This window comes from Bacillus sp. EKM206B (assembly GCF_011066015.1).
Classification (GTDB): domain Bacteria; phylum Bacillota; class Bacilli; order Bacillales; family Bacillaceae; genus Bacillus; species Bacillus velezensis.
Map to the genome: position 1 here is coordinate 18392 of NZ_JAAMNL010000008.1, position 18597 is coordinate 36988.

Consider the following 18597-nt stretch of genomic DNA (forward strand, 5'->3'; position numbering starts at 1 on the left):
AGTGAATGTCATGATTGCAGACGACCAGTCCATTGTGAGAGAGGGGCTGAAAATGATTCTGAGTCTTCACGAAGGAATTCAAATATCGGGAGAGGCTTCTTGCGGCGAAGAGGTTCTCCGGCTGCTTTCTCAAACCGAAACTGATGTGATTTTGATGGATATCAGAATGCCCGGTATGGACGGAATCGAAACGACAAAAGCGGTAAAAGCGCGATATCCGTCCGTAAAAGTCATCATTCTGACAACGTTTGAAGATGATCACTATATTTTTGCCGGGCTGAAAAGCGGAGCCGACGGCTATCTCTTGAAGGATGCTGATTCAGATGAAATTATCGCCTCCCTTCAAGCCGTTTATGAAGGGAAGATGATGCTGAATCCCAAAATCACGGTTTCCGTCGTAAAAGCGCTGAACAATATGGAGATCCCTGCGGTGCAGAAAGAGCCGCGGACAAAGCTGAAGGAGATTCTCACGCCGAGAGAGCTTGATGTGGCGAAACACATTATGGAAGGCAAAAGCAATAAACGCATTGCCGCAGACTTATTTCTGACTGAAGGCACTGTGAAAAACTATGTATCCAGAATCCTCGATAAACTTGAAGTGTCAAACAGAACCGAGCTTACTTTATATTTGCAAAAATTGGTATAACCCCGCTTCACCCTCCTCTCTCCCTTTTTATCACTAAACATATGACGAAAGTAATATCCATATCGAGTACGAAAGTGAATAGAAAACAAGGATTGCCGAGAGTAGAATAAGTGCAGACATGACACAAGGAGTGCTGCACGAATGCTCGAATTAACGGATTTGACAAAGAAGTACGGCGATTTTACCGCTGTCAATCATATATCACTGCGCGTCGAAAAAGGAGAGATATTCGGTCTGCTGGGACCAAACGGCGCCGGTAAATCAACAACGGTGTCGATGATCAGCACCGTGCTCCCGCCGACGGGCGGAACAATCTGCATTGACGGAACCTCATTACAGGAGCAGCCTGCGGCCATAAAAAAAGTGATGGGAGTCGTCCCGCAGGAAATCGCTTTATATCAAGCGTTAAGCGCAAAGGATAATCTGGCTTTTTTCGGGAGTCTGTACGGACTGTCCGGTAGGGAACTTTGTAAACGGGTTGATGAAGTGCTGGACATCATCGAATTACAGGAACAGCGAAATCAAAGGATATCTGAGTTTTCAGGCGGCATGAAAAGACGGGTGAATATCGGGGCCGCGCTAATGAATGAACCGAAACTATTCATTTTAGATGAACCGACCGTCGGAATTGATCCGCAATCCAGACATCATATTCTTGAAACCGTGAAGACGTTAAATCAAGAAAAAGGGATGACCGTCATCTACACGAGTCATTACATGGAAGAGGTCGAATACCTCTGTGAAAAAGCGGCGATCATGGATCACGGCTCAATCATTGCCTGCGGGACGAAAGACGAATTGAAGCAGTCAGCCAAAGCCTCTGATACCCTGATCGTGAATGCAGAGGGGCTGAATGATGATGCCGTTAAAAAAATCCGCTGCATTCCCGGTGTTGCCGAGGCTGCTGTCAGCCAGCAGACCATTACGATGCTCGTCTCTGCGGCAGATCGCAATATCCTTGATATTGCGGATGATATCAGGAAGACCGGTATCACCATTAAGGGCATTCATTTCGAGGAAGCCAATCTGGAAAGTATTTTCCTCCGGCTCACCGGCAAAACGCTGCGGGATTCATAGGGGGCGTCATGAAAATATTATTCAGGCTGATCTTATTAGATTTTCGGTTATTGGCCGGAGCAAAGTCTTTCTATATAAAACTGATTCTGTTTCCGGCACTGATGATTTTTATTTTAGGAACGGTTTTTCACGGCGATTCGAAAGTGAAGCCATTTCAGACCGCGTTTTATAATGCGGATCACGCGGAGAGTTCTTTGGGCGACGTATTAAAGAATGACGTGCTGAAACAAACTGATCTCATCCGTGTAAAAGACATAGGCAGTTACCAAGAAGGGAAACAGCTTGTCGAAAGCGGCAAAGTCTCCGTTTTTGTATACGTGCCGAAAGGCTTTGCAAAAGCGGCAGAACACAATGAAAAAACAAGTATCAAAGTCATCTCGGACCAACAAGGCTCTGTAAACGGAGACATTGTGGAAATGATGGCTGATTCGTTTGTCACCAGAGTAAAAGCGGAGATCAGTGAAGAAAAAGCGGTGCTGAAGAAGTCGGGACATCTGTCAAAGGGAGATGCCAGCAAAATCATCAGCGGCCTTTCGGGTGAACGTGAACAGGCTGTCACCATTCCGAAACAGTCGGCCGGCAATCACGCGGCTCCGATTGATGCGATGCAGTATTATTCAATCGCAATGGTCGTCATGTTCTCCATTATGACCGCGTTTGCGCTCATTCACGGGATAGTGGAAGAGAGACAGCAGCACACGTTATTCAGAATCAAATCAATGCCTGTTTTACGTATCCAGTATGTGGCGGGTAAGCTTTTGGGAATCATGCTTGCCATCCTTATGCAAATGGCTGCCGTCATCATCGCAAGCAGCATCTTGTATCAGGTAAAATGGGGCAATTTGTTTGAAATATTGCTGGTTACGATTGTTTATTCATTTACGATCGGCAGTATCGTGCTTCTTTGGGGGGTTGCTGCAAAAAACCACGAGACCGTCTCAAGCATGGCGGCTCCCATTTTATACGGATTCAGTTTTTTAGGCGGAAGCTTTATCGCAAAAGACGGCTTGCCTGACAGTTTGAAAATCGTGCAGGAGCTGATACCGAACGGCAAAGCGATCAACAGCTATGTCAGTGTCACGCAGCATGCCGGTCTGAGCGGTATTCTGGCGGATTTGGCAGAGCTTGCCGCCATCGGCGCCGTGTTTTTATGTTTGACCATCTGGGTGTTTAAACGGAAGGAGGCTGTTTCATGACGCAGCTGTTATTCATGATCAGACATCAGCTGAAACTGATGCTGCAAAATCGTGCTGCCATCTTTGCGACGATTTCCGCCCCGCTCCTTCTCACATATTTCTTTTCCTTTTCTGCGGATGGCAGTCAGCAGAAGGAAGTATATGTAGCTGATAAGGATCAGAGCGCCTATTCAGCGCAATTTATGAAAATGATTCAGACAGCCGGCCATATAAAAGTCACGAAGGTCACGGAGGACGTATTAAAAACAAAGATTCATCATCAGGATATTTCCTTCGGATTGCTGATCGGCTCTCATTTTGAAGAGACATTATTTTCCGGAGATGAATTGAACGTTTCATTTATTCAGAATGAAGAAAAGGATGATGCTGTTTTGACAGAGCAGCTGATTGCGCAGCAGGCGGGCGCGCTGAAAAAAATAGTCCGCGATGCAAAAGTGATATCCCGCACGCTGCACACCGACGGGAAGCAGGCGGCAGCTGATCTCTTGAAGGATATTCAGGGTCATTCCGCCGTCAATGTTGACCGCCATCACGTTTATGAAGGCGGACAGGCAGCCGACAGACTTATCGGATTTTTAGTGATGTTTATCTGGTTTGTTGCAGTCCAAAGCCTGCGATCATTTATAGATGAACAAGAAAATCATACATATGACAGATTGCTGAGCACACCCGTTTCCTATACGGCATATGCAATCTCTAAGTTTGCGGCGGCGTATCTTTTCGGTCTTCTCCATATTATCGTGATCCTCGCTGCCGGAACATTCATGCTGCATATCCGTTTTGCTGATCATGTTTTTGCTGCGGGAGCGGTGCTTGCGGCCTGCTCGTTTGCGCTGACTGCTGTAACGATGGCCGTGATACCGTTCATGAAGAGCCAAAAGCAATTCACGTCGCTTGCTTCCGTTTTTATAGCTGTCACGGGTTTATTGGGAGGGGCTTTCTTCACATTAGACACGGCTCCGGAGTACATGCGGATGCTGTCGTTGTTTACTCCTGAAAAATGGGCGATCGGCGCATTTCAAAACAATGGCGGAGGCAACATGCAGATCGTGCTGCTGAGCCTGTTTCTTGCTGCCGGTGCAGCGTCATTGGTCTTATCACTCTATTTGATAAACCGTAATATGAAAAAACACAGTTAGGAGGATGGCTGCTTTGTATATGGCAGAAATCATCGGAATCATAGAAGTGCTCGCTGGAGCCGCAATGAACCTATGGATTGGCTGGCTCGGAAAAACCTTTTTCGGTAAAGATGACAGAAGTTCGAGAGTCGTGTTAAGAATCTGCGGCATCTTTCTCATGATCAACGGCGTTTCAAGAGCGTTTCATATCTAGTTCACAAAGTGTTCCGGACTCTTTTATAAAATGTAATCTTTTTCCTTGTAAATCGTGTAAAATAGTATAGGATTCTAAGAAAAGAATAAGAGGGGGAAGAAACATGAAAAAGAGACTCGTTATGCTATTCGCGGCGGCCGCCGCTGTTTTGTTGCTTGTGAGCGGGTTGTGGGCTCCATCAGCGTCTGCGGCGCCGGCTCCTGCTTTAACACAAATCCGTATTATCGGTGTGACGTCTGACGGTCAGAGTTACCAATGGGAAAATATCGGGCCGAACCAAATCAGCGCATCAAAACCGATGAAGGGTACAACGGGTTATTTAGCCGTATATTTCCAAGGGTATCCGAACAATAACACGATCCAGGCGTTTAACAACGGAACGAATATTACAAATCTTACGTCAAAAGCGCTGGAAGATGAATATACGAAAAACGGCAATATCGTTACAGGCTACATTAAATATTACAGTGTTCCTCTTTCTTATGTCAGTTCAGGAACGTTCTCTTTCTCCGCAACGGGGCTGAACGGGCCGTACACGCCGTTAAGCAGCGGATTTTTCTCCATTCAGGTACAGAGTTAAAATAGCCGCCCGGTGCTTTCATGTATAGTTTTTCTCTCTTTCCGGGAAGCTATTCCTATAGAAAAGGGAGGGCTTACATGATGGACAGGACACTCGGATATTTGCGCGAGTCGCTTTCGAACCACTTGGAGCATGATGTGTGCCGAGGGATTTATAAAAAGCTTCAGGTGAAGCATTATGCAAATGAGGGCGAGTTTGTGAAAGATCTAAATGATTTGGAAATGGATGCGCTGAATCAGCTGCTTGAAAAGGAAATCAAATATGCTGAGAACGAGCAGGATGAGAAGCGCACGATGGAATTGAATGAAGTATATGAGCTCCTGTTTTAAAAAGCCTCCCGGCGGTCGGGAGGCTTTTTATTGTTTCGGAAACAGTTTACAGAATCATCCAACCCTTTGTATAATGGATAGTTGTGAAAAACACAGACGGAGGAGAAACATGAACGAAATAAAAAAACAGACGGTTCTTGAGTTGTCATCGGTTGAAAAAGCTTTGGTTTTTCTGGTGCCGCCATTATTGGGGCTGGTCATCGGATGGTTTCTGCCGGTCATTGCGAAGTGGGCCGTAACATTGGATTGGCTGCCTTTCCACGGGCCGCTGGACATTATCGCTTCTTTTCACGGATGGAAGGCTGCGGCTGCAACCGCCGTTATCGGCTTAATCGGGGGAGTGTGGCTGACGCGGGCAGCTTTTAAAGAAACTCTTGTGGCAGTCGTGACGGACAGCGAGGTGTCCTTAACCATATATAATGAAGAAAGCGTGTTTTCGAAAGACAGCATTTCCGGTGTGTTTACGGATGAAAAGCATCTTGTCTTATTGGGGACTGAGGGGCAGGAGCTTTTTCGGGAGAAGCTTGAGCCCGCGGTTGAAAAAGCGGCTGATGCGTTTCGCGCGCATGGGTATGTCTGGCTGGGGACGGAAGATCCTTTTAAAGAAGAATACAAACGGTGGGTGCCGGACACGCCGGATTTGGAGCCAGGGGCAAATGCTCTTTTAAAAGCGAGAGAAAAGGCGCTGAAAGAGGAGGAAAAGGCTGATGCGAAAGAGCTGAAAGCAGAAATATCCAAACTGGGCATTACCGTGCGGGAGAAAGGGTCGCGCCAATATTGGCGGATCTATCAAACGCCGTCTGCATAAAAAAAGCTGCCGCCGTTTGATACGGCCGGGCAGCCCGGGAACAGATTATTTCTTCTTGTCATCATAATATTGAACCGGGTACATGGAGCCTTCGGATACCATTTTGTTATCTTCAATATCTTCGGGATGCGGGTTGCCTGCTTTGTTGACGGGGAATGATTCAATATCCTGCTTCCCGGAGAGCGATGTTTTCATATTGCGGATAAAGCTCATCACCTTTTGGCGGTTTGATTTATCTTTGAGCAAATAGGAAGTCACTCCGACAGTCGACACGGCAAGTCCTGAAATGAGCAGTTTTTGTTTCACGATAAAAACTCCTTTCTATTTCTGGCTTGCAGTAGTTATTCCCGCTTAACGGCTGTTTAAACATCGGAAGGGTAATTTTGGCTTTCTGCTTTAATGCGATAAAGATTGACAAAACTATTTTCAGAATAATATTATAAATATATGATAGCGCTGGAGTCATATTTTAATTGAAAGGTGTTAACTTTATGAATCAATTACATCGCAGAATGGGAACGTTTGCACTCATGATGGTCGGACTTGGGTCGATGATTGGCTCCGGTTGGTTATTTGGGGCGTGGCGGGCGGCTCAGATTGCGGGACCTGCCGCAATTATTTCCTGGATTATCGGTATGATCGTTATTTTGTTTATCGCACTTTCTTACAGTGAATTGGGTTCAATGTTCCCGGAAGCCGGGGGAATGGTAAAATATACTCAATATTCTCATGGATCATTTATTGGATTTATCGCAGGATGGGCAAACTGGATTGCGATTGTTTCCGTTATTCCGGTGGAAGCAGTTGCGTCTGTTCAATACATGAGCTCATGGCCGTGGGAATGGGCAAAATGGACAAGCAATCTCGTTCACAACGGCACTCTTACGGGAGAGGGGCTCGGCTTCGCATCCGTATTACTGATTATTTACTTTTTACTGAATTATTGGACAGTTAACTTATTTTCAAAAGCGAATTCATTGATTACCATCTTTAAAATCATTATTCCGGGGCTGACAATCGGAGCGCTGCTGTTTACCGGTTTTCACGGCGGAAACTTCACATCCGGTTCAAGCATTGCACCGAACGGCTGGGCAAGCGTGCTGACGGCGGTGGCCACATCAGGTATCGTATTTGCGTTTAACGGGTTTCAAAGCCCGATTAACATGGCCGGAGAAGCAAAAAATCCCGGCAAATCGATTCCGATTGCGGTTGTCGGTTCGCTGCTGGTCGCAACCGTCATTTACGTCCTATTGCAAATCGCATTTATCGGTGCGGTTGAACCTTCCATGATCGTTCACGGCTGGAGTCACCTGAACTTCAACTCTCCATTTGCCGATTTGGCGATCGCATTGAATATCAACTGGCTTGTCATTATTCTTTATGCGGATGCGTTCGTATCTCCGTCAGGAACGGGTATTACTTATACCGCTACGACGTCCCGCATGATTTACGGCATGGAAAAAAATAAATATATGCCGAGCATTTTCGGAAAGCTTCATCCGCTGTACGGCGTGCCGCGCCAAGCGATGATTTTCAACCTGGTCGTATCGTTTATCTTTCTGTTTTTATTCAGAGGATGGGGCGTGCTTGCTGAAATCATTTCCGTTGCGACGCTGATTTCTTATATCACGGGTCCCGTGACGGTGATGACGCTGCGGCGGACGGCGGCGGATTTGTACCGGCCTCTCCGTCTGAAAGGCCTCAGCGTGGTTGCACCGCTCGGCTTCGTGTTCGCGTCTCTCGTGCTGTATTGGGCGCGCTGGCCGTTAACAGGGCAGGTGCTGTTTATCATTTTGATCGGCCTTCCGATTTATTTCTACTACCAAGCGAAAGCGAAGTGGAAAGGATTCCGCAGAAACTTTAAAGGCGGCGTCTGGATGGTTGTCTATCTGCTCAGCATGATGGTCATTTCATGGCTCGGAAGTGAAAAATTCGGCGGTCTGAACATCATTCCGTACGGCTGGGATATGGGGCTGATCGCAATCGTTGCCCTTGCCTTCTATGCGTGGGCGCTGAAGAGCGGATTCAAGACTGAGTATTTGAAAGACGCCAAAGCAATCAACGATCAATTAAAAGGCGGACAGGCGGAAGCCGCTGCCGGAAAAGAATAATGATTGATAAAAACCTTGCGGGAACGTTCCCGCAAGGTTTTTGATCGGGCAAAAAAACATGGGTTCGGCATCATCCCCGAACCCATGTGGCTTTATGATTTGTATTCTTTTTTAACCTTTTGGAATATATCCGCATAGTTGGTAAACACACCGGTTACGCCCCAATTCAGCAGACGGCGCATGTCCGCCTCGCTGTTTACGGTGTAAGGATGAAGCAGAAGGCCGTGGCTGCGAATGTTTCGGACATTTTGAGCGTTCAGCGCTTTGTAATCCGGTCCGATTCCGACGGCATATGTTTTAATGTCCGTTAAATCTGCGTCAGTCATTGACGTCATCTGTTCCGCTTCAAGCAATTGGACAGCGGGAAGTTTCGGATCGAGCTGTTTGATTTTCAGAAGGCTGTCCCTGCTGAAAGACTGAATGATAACTTGTCCAAGTTTCGCATGCTTACCTGCCAATTTGTATTTTTTCAGTGAAGCGATCAGTTTTTCTTCCATACCCGGATATGTTTCGGGCGCCTTTGTTTCAATATAATAGTTTGCATGTCTGCCGAACCGTTTTAACACGTCATCAAGTGTGGGAACGCGAAGTCCGGCGTATTGCGGTTTTGCTTTTTCCGGATAGGCCTTATTGAACCAAGAGCCGGCGTCGAGCTTTTGAATCTCGGCTAATGTATGATCCTTCACCCAGCCTTGTCCGTTTGTGGTGCGGTCCAGTTTTTCATCATGCATGACGATCAGCTTGCCGTCTTTTGTCATTTGTAAATCCAGCTCAATATAGTCAGCCTTCATTTTTTGCGCAGTTTCATAAGAAAGGATCGTGTGCTCCGGGACATACCCCGAAGCACCGCGATGGGCAATGGTCAAAATTCTGTCAGGAGACAAGAGGTTTCCTTTTCCCGCCGCCGATACAGGCGTGACGATGAATGACAATAAACCGAATGAAAGCAATACCAAAGCAAACAATTTATGTTTCCGCATGTTTTCTTCCCCCTTAAAAATCAATATCTGTCTCTAGTGTAGAAAATCGTTGTAAATGCTGTACTGCAAAAATATTAATCTTTTATGTTGTTTTCTTACACATGCTCCGCCCGCTTGCCCGTATTCCACGTCATAGCCAAGAAGACGATGGACAGCACGCATGAGGAGATAAGCATGATAAAGCCGCCGTTCCAGTCAAAGCGGTCTACGACATAACCCATGATGGCGTTGGCGAAAGCAGAGCCTCCGATGTAGCCGAAAAACCCGGTTAAGCCGGCTGCCGTTCCCGCCGCTTTTTTAGGCGCAAGGTCAATGGCCTGAAGCCCGATCAGCATGACAGGTCCATAGATTAAGAAGCCGATGCTGATCAGCGCGATATTATCGATGAGCGGATGACCGGCAGGGTTAAGCCAGTAGACCAATACAGCGATAAATACGCCGGCCATGAACAGTACGCCTGCCGGCGCGCGGCGGCTTTTGAAAAACCGGTCGCTGATCCAGCCGCACAAAATCGTTCCCGGAATTCCCGCATATTCATAAAGGAAATAAGACCATCTGGAATCTTCAGGAGAGAACCCTTTCGCTTCCGTCAAATAAGTCGGCGCCCAGTCAACGACACCGTACCGTACGAAGTAAACAAAGACATTGGCAAATGCGATATACCACAGAAATTTATTATTCAGCACGTATTTAAAAAGAATTTCTTTGGTCGTCATCTCTTTTTCCTGGTCTTTGAACGCATGTTTCGGATAGTCATTGCGGTATTCTTCAATCGGCGGAAGCCCGCAGGATTGCGGCGTGTCCCGTACGAGAAGAACAATCACAAATGAAATAACGATGGCGATAATCGCCGGAAAGAAAAACACGCTTTTCCAAGTAACAAACATGGCGATGCCGAGAGTCACGAGCGGGGCGAGAATACCTCCGCCTATGTTATGGGCGACATTCCATATCGACATTTTCGTGCCGCGTTCACTGATGGAAAACCAATGAGCCATCGTCCGTCCGCAAGGCGGCCAGCCCATTCCTTGAAACCATCCGTTAATAAACATAAAAATAAACATAATCGTCACGCTTGACGTGACCCACGGCATGGAAACAAATAAAATGTTTACGACACCTGACAAAAACAGACCCGTCGCAAGGAAATACCTCGGGTTGCAGCGGTCAGACACCATCCCCATAATAAATTTACTGAAGCCGTAAGCGATTGATACGGCCGCAAGCACCAAGCCAAGTTCCCCTTTTGAAAACCCTTGTTCCTGAAAATAAGGAATAGCGAAGGCAAAGTTTTTGCGAAGCAAATAATACCCGGCATACCCGATGAAAATCCCCAAAAATACTTGCAGCCTGAGCCGTTTATAGGCCGCATCCGTCTTTGAATCATCCAATCTCTCAATATGCGGAGCCGGCTTAAACAATTGAAACATCATATCCTCCCCTTTGCTGAACGTCTATCATGATGTATGTATGACTCCTTTCCTTGAAAATGACAAAAAGAACCAGAAATCACCCTTGTGAAAGGGCGGGGTTTCCTGGTTCTCCTCATCTCCATCCAAAAATCATTAACTTGTGTATGATAGCGCTTTCTTAAATTATCATAGTCTGACGTGAATGTAAACGCTTTAAGGAAAGTTTTCATTTTTTCGAATAAATAACCGGAGGGAAAATCAGCCGGAGCGCGAAAGATTTGAAGTACTCGATTTTGTACTCAGGCATAAGATGTGTTAGGCCGGACTAAGAAAAGCGAAGGGAGTGCATCTGTTGATTGATGAATTGGATTTTGCGTTCGGTGTTCTGCCGCTTTGTATCATCATCTTGTCAGTCGCCGGAACGTACCTGTTTAAAAACGCGTTCATTATGCCGGCTGCCGCTTTGGCCGTTTGCCTTATATGCACCTTTACCGTATTGAATTTCTCGTTTATCGGGTGGGCCGTTGTGTATACGCTTGTCTCTTTCGCGTTATCGCATATTACGATGGTGGTGATCAGCCAAAATAAAAAATAGGATCGGCGGCAGCCGATCCAGCTATCATAAGCAGAGATGCGCTCTCTGCTTTGTTTTATTTATGAATGTGCAGGAATTCCTTGATGACCGCGGTCTGTTCTTCTTTCGGATAGCTTCTGTACAGATGGCTGGTTAAGCGGACGGGGTCACCGAAGAAGTACCGCTCATATTGTGTCTGTCTTGTTCCGAAGGGGCTCATGGTCAAATCCCATGCGAGGCGGAACACTTTTACCCGGTCCTCAGCGTTCAATTCGACCGCCTGCAAATATTGGTCAAGGTCTCCTCTGATGTCAGAACGGAACGCTTTTTCAGTCGGCAAAGTCACCATTCCGCTTGCCCCGATCAGCTGAATGATTTCCGTGAAGCGCGGGTAGATGTCGGGAAAAATCGCGCTGACCACACGAAGCGGAGTGACACTCGGACGCATATAACCCCATTCATCTGTTTCCGCATCATTCTCCGACTTTTCCAAAAGGGCTTTCATCGTTTCCAGACCGGTGATGATTTCAGCCATCTTAGCCTGAATATGCTGATATTCGCCCACATCTATCGCTTCGACAAGCGTTTGGGCGAGGCCCAGGAGAAACTCCGTCTTTACAATTTGTCTCGTGATGACTTGATGAAATGCGAAGGCGTTAAAAGAGCTTTTCATATTAAAATCAAAAGCCGCCTCGTAATTATTATAAAAAAATACGCGTTCCCAAGGGACCAAAACGTGATCAAATACAACGATAGAATCCATTTCTTCATATCTTGAGCTGAGCGGATAATCAAACGATGATTTTCCGAGTACGAAAGATTCCCTGCAGATGAATTTTACTCCCTTTGTATTGGAAGGGATTGAAAAAGCGAACGCTTCATCCGATTCAAAATACATTTTAGGCAGAGAAACCACGAGCACTTCATCCGTCAGGCCGCCTTGTGTGGCTAAAATCCGGGCGCCGTGTATGATGAGGCCTTTTTCATTTTTATCGACGACTTTTGCCGAGATAGGTGTCGGCGATACGTTTACACCCATTTGTGAACGATTCACCTGAGGGGTGATAAACGTGTGCGTAAAAGAAAGATCCTGTGCAGCAGCGCGTTCGTACAGCGCTTGAACATGTTCCGGAAAACAATGATCGCGGTCTTTCAAAAGCGCGGCGGAGGAGGCGAAGCTCATCAGCACGGTATTCATATAATCCGGGCTTCGTCCCATCATTCCGTGCGTGTGTCTGGCCCAATGTTCGAACATGTTTCTTCTTCTTTTTACGTCTTCTTTCGTTTTCGGCTGCAGGTATGAAAGCCCGGCCCGTTCTTTTTTACCGGGAAGACTGTAAGTCATTTGATCTTTCATATCCGGTGTCGTTTGCAAATCATAAAGAGAGCGCTTCGTTTCCAGAAGGCCCTTAAATGCGGGATGTTCAGAAATCTGTCCCTCGATCTTTTCACCATCGAGCCAAATCTCATTTCCAAGCTGATTTAATCGGTCAATGAACATTTTGCCATTAATGATACCCATCATGTCGCCCTTCTTTCTTTGCAGATCCACTACCTCATTATATTGAAAACGAAATTGGGTGTTCCGGTTATTTCCAAAGGAGAAGAGCCTTTTTTGATAAGGGGGGTGAAGGGATTGCATAATAAAAAAACCCCTTAAGCAGAGGGGTTTTTAACTGATCATGTCTTTGTATCGTTGTTCGAGGACAAAGTCTATCATTCCGGTGATACGGGTGTTTTCAGCGTTCTTTGTAAAGTGAGGAATGGAGTGCAAAGGCCCTTTTTGGTACAGTTTCAGCAGTTTTATTAGATATATTAAGCCCCTGGCGAATAAAAAAAGCAGAAGATACGGAAGTAGGCGGGGAACATGAACATAGCTGACTTGACCTGAGAAAAGTGCAGTCAGAAACATAGCAATAATGCTTCCGATAAAAATCCATTTCATAAAATCCAATAATGAGAAGTCGGGTTTGGAAAACTGATTTTTCAGCTTGAATAACTTCTCCGTATCTTGTTCTTCAAGACATTTCATCAGTTCTTCATCATTTTTACAAGAGCTAATCTGCTTCATGCTTTCTTCGAGTGTATCATCACTTTGTTTACCGCCCGCTAAAGAAGCCAGTGTACGATATTTCTTTTCCAGATTTGTATTTATCATATTTATAACCCGGAAGGAGTAAGTGTTTCTTCTTAAGCGGCTGTCAGGTAACCGGTCTTTCTTTTCGCGCGAAAAAAACATATAAAACGCGACAATACATCCGATTGTAAACAGTGAAAACACTGCCGGCAACAGATCAGATAAAATGGGAATAGGTATGAGTGTTTTGACTTGAATAAACAAGAATGAAGCGAAGATCAACGCCATCGCTATACAGCAAAAAGCAATCTTCATGAGCATTTGAAAAGGAAGAGCCGGGGCAGAGTAATAGTACTTTAAAAGACTGAGCGTATGTACATCTTGTTCGGATAAAAAGTCCATCATTTCTTGTTCATTCTTACATTTTAACAATCTTTGTGCAGTTTGCTTTGCTGTGTTAAATGCGGATTGATTTTCATTCAATGAGTGAAACCTCCAAAAAAATAATAGGAATAAAACTGCATGAATGAGATATTCATGCAGTTTTTCTTTGATTAGTAGAGATCAGTCATATAAGCGTAAAGGGCTAGTAAAACTGCGGCGAATTCAGTTACCGCTTCTACTGTTTTATTCCCGGTCGGTTTTTCAGTAAGGATCTTAGAGGTGAAATAGAAAGCAGACACCCCTGCAACAATAACGAGAGTTGAAGGGAGAAGATCCCAGTCCTTCGCTAATTCACTTTCTGCAGCTGAAACCGGTACACCTTTATACGTTTTAATTCTAAACGTAAACATGGTCGTAAGTCCAGTTGTGGACCCATCGGCAACTGGAATGTCAGGTGTATAGATTTTAATTGAAACATCTAATGATTGAGCAGAAGGGGTCACTGCCATTTCCAGATAACCGTTTCTTACAGATAGGCTCAGATTGTCTAATAAATTTTGATAAGAACGGATGTCTGAAGCCGTAAGTATTGTTTGTGTATCTCCCAGTAAACCAGTAACATAAGCCCCGGGTTTTCCATTCGTTATTGTCATTGTATTAGCAGACCCCTCACTTGGGATCGTATACAGAATTGAAGTAGACAATAAGATATCTAAAGTTGGGGAAGTTAAAATGGTTTCGGTTGTATCGAATTCGAACATCATATTGGCAAGACCGGATGCATTCTCTAAGGCTGGAATTGTTGACAGGATATTAGTTAATGTGTTTAGTCTTGCATCATACACAGGATCAGAAGGCGGATGGACGCTGCTTGCACCCGAGTCTTTCCCGGAGTATCCGTCTTTGTCAATGGCGACTTTTCCCGCTCCGCTTCCGATTGATCCTTCATAAAATTGATCAAAAGCCCAGTTTTTCGGCATCGGGTATCCGAGGTTGCCGCTGAATCCGGTCGACATGTTAGCGGTAAAGCTATATTTGGTCAGACCTGCTTCTGACGTCCGGATACAAATGTTTCTCGGTCCGTATACGCCGATTTCATATTTCGGCGCAGTAGAGAACGCCTGCATTTTCATAAAAGCTGACTTGATTTCTTGGAAGTAAGGAATGATTTTATCCGTGACTTCATAATCATACGCATCGAAATCGACCGCAAAGTAAATGGTCGTTCCTGACGGAAAACCTAATCTTCGGGCGGCTGATGCAGCGCTGTACGCATCTCTCGTTCCTTGGTCTTTTACAAAATAAGAAGATTCATAGCCGCCGTCCTGATAAATCGGAAACACGCTTAAGCCGGCATTGAAAATCGTGGAAAGTTCTTTTGACGTTAACGCTTTCGATGTCAGTCCGCTGCTTGTCCGCACATTCCCGGTCAGATATCTTCCCACGATCTTATAGCCATTCTCACGCAACGTTTTAGCCGTATCTGCCGTCAAAATGGCAGCGGTGTCACAAGCTGAAGCAGCCCGCGTTGTGTCGCCTGAGCTTGATAATAAAGCTTTAATCGTCGGCATGTCCGCATAACCGGTCTGCGGCAGGCACATAAACTTTTGGAAAGCTTTCACTGCCGATACAACGCCGACGCCGTATTTTCCGTCGAATTCACCGGGGTCAAATGATTCCCCATTACAGTAAAGCGCGTATTGGACAATCAAAACAAAGCCTGTCCGTGAATCGCCGGGAGTCAAGGTAGGGCATAAGTCGGTCGTGCCGTTTCCGAAAAATCCATTGGCGACGCTTGTGCTCATGCCTTCTTCTTTTTGCAGGGCATAAATGAGAGCCTTGTTTGTATCGCGGGCGTATAAGCCGTCACAAGGCATCAAGCCGATGTAGTCATTGTAATCCCGGTTCAGGTTCTGCTGGATTTGGCGGATTCTTTTGTCGCCTCCCGCTACTAATCGAAAAGCGCTCATATCCAGCAAGGCTTTCATAATGAGTGCCGTGACGATGCCGTCTTGCTTAGTGAGCCCGGCCGCTTTTTGAAACTCTTTTACAGCCCTTTCGGTATTTTCATAGAAAACGCCTGAAAATCCGCCGGGGTTAAAACCTTTACACCACAGCGCCCCCTGCAGAATGTAATTCATGTTTGTCGGCTTAGAATCGGGAGCCTGCTTTTTCAACGGCTTAAACAATCTTTGTGTCGTCGGTCCGAAGTTATCGGCAGGTTCTGAAATACCAAGCTCAATTTGAAGCGCCCGTGTCAGACCGTAAATGGTATCCCAGCCCGTTTTTCCGTTTTCCGGCACTTTGTTGTACCCGTGTCTGCCTTTGTACGTCTCATTCAGCCATTGTTGTGTTTCCAGGACCATTTCGTCCATTGCAATCCCTCCATTATGTGTATTGTGCGTTCATTCATAGGTGGCAAACGTATGACAGTTTGTCATGGGTGCAGGGGTTTATCCAAGGAGAGCCCCATCACGGCAGCAGAACAAACGCCGAAAGAGAGGCATTGATAGGAAAAGACCTCGCTATGACAATTGATACAAAAACAACAAAATGAATAGCGGTTTAAAGTAACTTTATCACTTAATCAAAAATGACAAGAATCATAAGTAGTAGTCATATAGTCATTTTAAGGGCTGTTCACATCTCCTCCTGCGGTCAAAATGGTTAGTTGGACGGATTTATGATTGGCTATATTGTCATTAACATAAATAGGGTAAATAGTTACAGGAAGGAAGGATTTTCTCGATGAAAAGCAAAAAGATTTTTAAGTCGCTCATCATTATTTTTACTCTTTTAATCAGCGGAATTGGTTTTATGGGTTTTTCTTCTCCGCAAAAAGCAGAGGCTAAAGACTGGCTTCATACTTATAAAAGCGGGTATTTCACTAACTATGTGATCAATACATATCACCCTAAATTCACTAAAACGACAAAAAAGTACACCTTGAGAGCCGTGACTTTTAAATCCAACAGTAAAGGGAAGGGCACGTATAAAATATACGTCCAAAAGCAAGTCAACGGCAAAGGTGCCTGGAAAACAATCAAAACCGCCAATGCAAAGAAAAATGGAACGACTTATTTTGAAACACCTTCGTTGAAAAAAGGAGATTCATACAGATTTAAATTGGTCAATCAGGGTTCGAAAAAACGTGTCAATTATAGTGCAAGATGGATTGTATTCGCTTCATAATGCTGATCTTCCGGTCTATAAAGTTTTAGCTGCTGCAGCTGCGGCAGCTTTTTATTTTGTCCGGAGCTCAACCGCCAGGGAGCCAGCACCTGTCTCTTCGGGCGTACGTTTGTATTTCACCGCATCATTCTGGATTATGCGGGAAGGTACATCGCTTCAATGATAAGCCAATCCCGGGTTCTTTTGATTCGTTTGAAAATGTTCTGATATAAAAAAGGCGTGCCGCGGTGTAAAATGGCTATATTGATAAATATGGAGGTTGAGATGGATCAAGATTATATGACTGAGCTTGTCTCAGTCCAGCTGAAGAAAATCCGATCGGAGAGAGGCTACACACAGGAGAAAATGGCGGATGTGATCGGTCTTTCTAAAAAGTCGCTGGTGCAGATTGAGAAAGGGCGGGCGCTTGCGGAATGGCCGCACGTTGTGGCGGTTTGCGCGCTTTTCAGATCAAGTGAAACATTGCAATCCGTATTAGGAGATGATCCGCTGGAGGTCATTGAAACGGTTGCTCACCGCACAATTGACAGGCCGAAGGGGAAGACGATGGGCGGCAAGGTGTGGTGGAAAGCCATCGAGAAAAAAGGCGAGTTCCGCTTGCAGCAGCATTTGATTTCCCACCATTACCGCATCCTTGATTCTTATGATGATCTGTGGTTCAGCAGTTTTGAAAAGGCAGAGGCTTTGGAGCGGCTTGATGAGCTGTTTTTGGAGGCGGAAGAAGCGAAGCGCTGACGCACCTTCAGTTGATGTATTTTCTGACAAGTGGGAAAATATATATAAATTCCAGCCAAAGGAGAGATTCGAATGAAGCATGAAGATATCGTCCGAAGCGGCCCGAATCAGTACATATGCAAGGGAGGAATCGCAAAAGAACTTCCGGGGCTGCTGGAGACATTCAGAAAACCCGTTATTGTGACCGGAATCAAATCCTATCAGGCGTTCTCCGATTACAGCGGCGGTTCTTCCTGGGATGTGATTCAGCATAAAGGATACTGTTCACCTGAGGCGGTGCGTAAGGTCTGTGAGCAGGCGGAAGACGCGGATGTGATCATCGGTATCGGAGGCGGCACGATATTGGATTTGGCAAAAGCGGCGGCAGACCGGCTTGATATTGAAGCTGTGATGGTTCCTTCCATTGCGGGGACGTGTGCGGCAAGTACGCCGTTGAGTGTCATATATGATGAGAGCGGCAATTTTATCAGAGTTGATTATCATAAGCGTTCAAGCTATTTGACGCTTGTTGATCCGCTGTTTTTGCTTTCCTCTCCCATTGAATATATGAAAAGCGGGATCGGTGATACGCTGGCGAAATGGTATGAGGCCGAGGCGGTCATCAGAAATACGGAGGCGGCGCCGCTGATGGCGCAGGCGGGTCTGAGACAGGCGGAATATATCCGTAATCTGTTATTGCGTTACAGTGAAGCGGCCGTCGGAAGCATGGAGAAAGGCGAGCTGTCCGTGCCGTTCATCCATACGGCGGAAACGATCATTATGCTTGCGGGAACGGTCGGCGGGTATGGCGGCCGTTTGTGCAGGATGGCAGGGGCGCATGCGGTCCACAACGGACTCAGTTTTCTTCAGGAGACACATCAGGTGCTGCATGGCCAGAAGGTTGCTTACGGCATATTGGTGCAGCTCGCGCTTGAGAATCGGAGACCTGAGATTGAAGAGCTGCTTCCGTTTTACCGCCGGCTCGGTTTCCCCGTCAGCCTCTGTGATCTCGGCATCCTTGACAACCATGAGGAAGCCAAGCGCCGCATTGCTTCTCACGCCTGCCGGGCGGAAGAATCGTTATGTTTAATGGGGCAATATCGCGAGAAGGACGTGTCAGCTGCGATTGAATCGCTCGAATCAGCGCAAAAGACAGGATAGAGCTTGTCATCTATCTTGTCTTTA

General features: G+C 46.0%; 19 protein-coding genes. 13 read left to right on the top strand and 6 right to left on the bottom strand.

The genetic code is table 11. The features are described 5' to 3' along the window. Position 1: 1 nt before the first annotated feature. The 8 genes from G9F50_RS14875 to G9F50_RS14910 all read left to right on the top strand — a co-directional run bounded on the left by G9F50_RS14875 (position 2) and on the right by G9F50_RS14910 (position 5968). Positions 2 to 646, top strand: coding sequence for a response regulator (locus tag G9F50_RS14875; protein ID WP_060563000.1), 645 nt, complete (start codon positions 2 to 4; stop codon positions 644 to 646). 141 nt (positions 647 to 787) lie between these two features. Beyond that, on the top strand, positions 788 to 1723 hold the full coding sequence (locus G9F50_RS14880; RefSeq protein WP_060563001.1) for an ABC transporter ATP-binding protein: 936 nt from the start codon (positions 788 to 790) through the stop codon (positions 1721 to 1723). 8 nt (positions 1724 to 1731) lie between these two features. After that, the gene (locus G9F50_RS14885; protein ID WP_060563002.1) at positions 1732 to 2919 is read left to right on the top strand and encodes an ABC transporter permease; all 1188 of its coding nucleotides are present in this window, start codon (positions 1732 to 1734) and stop codon (positions 2917 to 2919) included. Next, complete coding sequence (locus tag G9F50_RS14890) at positions 2916 to 4058, top strand: ABC transporter permease (RefSeq protein ID WP_060563003.1); 1143 nt, start codon at positions 2916 to 2918, stop codon at positions 4056 to 4058. Before G9F50_RS14885 ends, G9F50_RS14890 begins: the two co-directional genes overlap by 4 nt. A 13-nt stretch (positions 4059 to 4071) precedes the next feature. Continuing rightward, a complete protein-coding gene (locus G9F50_RS14895; RefSeq protein WP_060563004.1) occupies positions 4072 to 4251 on the top strand; it encodes a hypothetical protein in 180 nt (59 codons plus the stop codon). 103 nt (positions 4252 to 4354) lie between these two features. Beyond that, positions 4355 to 4831, top strand: a complete 477-nt coding sequence (locus tag G9F50_RS14900; RefSeq protein WP_007408988.1) for a DUF4879 domain-containing protein — start codon at positions 4355 to 4357, stop codon at positions 4829 to 4831. A gap of 80 nt (positions 4832 to 4911) precedes the next feature. Further along, positions 4912 to 5160 carry a sigma-G-dependent sporulation-specific acid-soluble spore protein CsgA gene (locus tag G9F50_RS14905; protein ID WP_031378862.1) on the top strand — a complete coding sequence of 83 codons (249 nt, stop codon included), beginning with the start codon at positions 4912 to 4914 and terminating at the stop codon, positions 5158 to 5160. 109 nt (positions 5161 to 5269) lie between these two features. Then, entirely contained in the window at positions 5270 to 5968 is a 699-nt protein-coding gene (locus G9F50_RS14910; RefSeq protein ID WP_060563005.1) for a YqeB family protein, read from the top strand. A gap of 45 nt (positions 5969 to 6013) precedes the next feature. Here G9F50_RS14910 and G9F50_RS14915 read toward each other — a convergent pair whose 3' ends face one another. After that, complete coding sequence (locus G9F50_RS14915) at positions 6014 to 6274, bottom strand: hypothetical protein (RefSeq protein ID WP_025284161.1); 261 nt, start codon at positions 6272 to 6274, stop codon at positions 6014 to 6016. Positions 6275 to 6459: 185 nt separating this feature from the next. Between G9F50_RS14915 and G9F50_RS14920 the strand changes: the two genes are divergently transcribed. Continuing rightward, positions 6460 to 8079 (top strand): glutamate/serine transporter AimA, encoded by a 1620-nt coding sequence (locus G9F50_RS14920; RefSeq protein ID WP_007408992.1) that lies wholly within the window; start codon positions 6460 to 6462, stop codon positions 8077 to 8079. 92 nt (positions 8080 to 8171) lie between these two features. Here the strand turns inward: G9F50_RS14920 and G9F50_RS14925 are convergent, their stop codons facing one another. Then, the gene (locus G9F50_RS14925; protein ID WP_007408993.1) at positions 8172 to 9059 is read right to left on the bottom strand and encodes a glycerophosphodiester phosphodiesterase; all 888 of its coding nucleotides are present in this window, start codon (positions 9057 to 9059) and stop codon (positions 8172 to 8174) included. Positions 9060 to 9154: 95 nt separating this feature from the next. Further along, positions 9155 to 10489, bottom strand: a complete 1335-nt coding sequence (gene glpT / locus G9F50_RS14930) for a glycerol-3-phosphate transporter (protein ID WP_003156725.1) — start codon at positions 10487 to 10489, stop codon at positions 9155 to 9157. A gap of 334 nt (positions 10490 to 10823) precedes the next feature. Here glpT and G9F50_RS14935 point away from each other — a divergent pair, with 334 nt between their 5' ends. Further along, positions 10824 to 11066, top strand: a complete 243-nt coding sequence (locus G9F50_RS14935) for a DUF2651 family protein (RefSeq protein WP_007408994.1) — start codon at positions 10824 to 10826, stop codon at positions 11064 to 11066. Between the two features lie 55 nt (positions 11067 to 11121). Here the strand turns inward: G9F50_RS14935 and hpaB are convergent, their stop codons facing one another. From hpaB to G9F50_RS14950, 3 genes are all read right to left on the bottom strand, one after another. Beyond that, the gene (gene hpaB, locus G9F50_RS14940) at positions 11122 to 12567 is read right to left on the bottom strand and encodes a 4-hydroxyphenylacetate 3-monooxygenase, oxygenase component (protein WP_113708620.1); all 1446 of its coding nucleotides are present in this window, start codon (positions 12565 to 12567) and stop codon (positions 11122 to 11124) included. Between the two features lie 150 nt (positions 12568 to 12717). Next, entirely contained in the window at positions 12718 to 13605 is an 888-nt protein-coding gene (locus G9F50_RS14945) for a hypothetical protein (RefSeq protein ID WP_060563006.1), read from the bottom strand. A 71-nt stretch (positions 13606 to 13676) separates the two neighbouring features. Next, the gene (locus G9F50_RS14950) at positions 13677 to 15881 is read right to left on the bottom strand and encodes a glycoside hydrolase domain-containing protein (RefSeq protein ID WP_060563007.1); all 2205 of its coding nucleotides are present in this window, start codon (positions 15879 to 15881) and stop codon (positions 13677 to 13679) included. Positions 15882 to 16254: 373 nt separating this feature from the next. On the opposite strand from G9F50_RS14950, the gene G9F50_RS14955 reads away from it, so the two are divergent. From G9F50_RS14955 to G9F50_RS14965, 3 genes are all read left to right on the top strand, one after another. Beyond that, entirely contained in the window at positions 16255 to 16698 is a 444-nt protein-coding gene (locus tag G9F50_RS14955) for a hypothetical protein (RefSeq protein ID WP_025284165.1), read from the top strand. A gap of 264 nt (positions 16699 to 16962) precedes the next feature. Then, complete coding sequence (locus G9F50_RS14960; RefSeq protein ID WP_003156718.1) at positions 16963 to 17433, top strand: helix-turn-helix transcriptional regulator; 471 nt, start codon at positions 16963 to 16965, stop codon at positions 17431 to 17433. A gap of 72 nt (positions 17434 to 17505) precedes the next feature. After that, entirely contained in the window at positions 17506 to 18573 is a 1068-nt protein-coding gene (locus G9F50_RS14965; RefSeq protein ID WP_060563008.1) for an iron-containing alcohol dehydrogenase family protein, read from the top strand. Positions 18574 to 18597: the final 24 nt, after the last annotated feature.

Bases quoted from the DNA above. Each gene is read 5' to 3' on its own strand.
- G9F50_RS14880 (WP_060563001.1), top strand. From the start codon at position 788: ATGCTCGAATTAACGGATTTGACAAAGAAGTACGGCGATTTTACCGCT.
- G9F50_RS14955 (WP_025284165.1), top strand. From the start codon at position 16,255: ATGAAAAGCAAAAAGATTTTTAAGTCGCTCATCATTATTTTTACTCTT.
- G9F50_RS14910 (WP_060563005.1), top strand. From the start codon at position 5,270: ATGAACGAAATAAAAAAACAGACGGTTCTTGAGTTGTCATCGGTTGAA.
- G9F50_RS14905 (WP_031378862.1), top strand. From the start codon at position 4,912: ATGGACAGGACACTCGGATATTTGCGCGAGTCGCTTTCGAACCACTTG.
- G9F50_RS14925 (WP_007408993.1), bottom strand. From the start codon at position 9,059: ATGCGGAAACATAAATTGTTTGCTTTGGTATTGCTTTCATTCGGTTTA.
- G9F50_RS14965 (WP_060563008.1), top strand. From the start codon at position 17,506: ATGAAGCATGAAGATATCGTCCGAAGCGGCCCGAATCAGTACATATGC.
- G9F50_RS14885 (WP_060563002.1), top strand. From the start codon at position 1,732: ATGAAAATATTATTCAGGCTGATCTTATTAGATTTTCGGTTATTGGCC.
- G9F50_RS14960 (WP_003156718.1), top strand. From the start codon at position 16,963: ATGGATCAAGATTATATGACTGAGCTTGTCTCAGTCCAGCTGAAGAAA.
- glpT (WP_003156725.1), bottom strand. From the start codon at position 10,489: ATGTTTCAATTGTTTAAGCCGGCTCCGCATATTGAGAGATTGGATGAT.
- G9F50_RS14920 (WP_007408992.1), top strand. From the start codon at position 6,460: ATGAATCAATTACATCGCAGAATGGGAACGTTTGCACTCATGATGGTC.
- G9F50_RS14890 (WP_060563003.1), top strand. From the start codon at position 2,916: ATGACGCAGCTGTTATTCATGATCAGACATCAGCTGAAACTGATGCTG.
- G9F50_RS14950 (WP_060563007.1), bottom strand. From the start codon at position 15,881: ATGGACGAAATGGTCCTGGAAACACAACAATGGCTGAATGAGACGTAC.
- hpaB (WP_113708620.1), bottom strand. From the start codon at position 12,567: ATGGGTATCATTAATGGCAAAATGTTCATTGACCGATTAAATCAGCTT.
- G9F50_RS14900 (WP_007408988.1), top strand. From the start codon at position 4,355: ATGAAAAAGAGACTCGTTATGCTATTCGCGGCGGCCGCCGCTGTTTTG.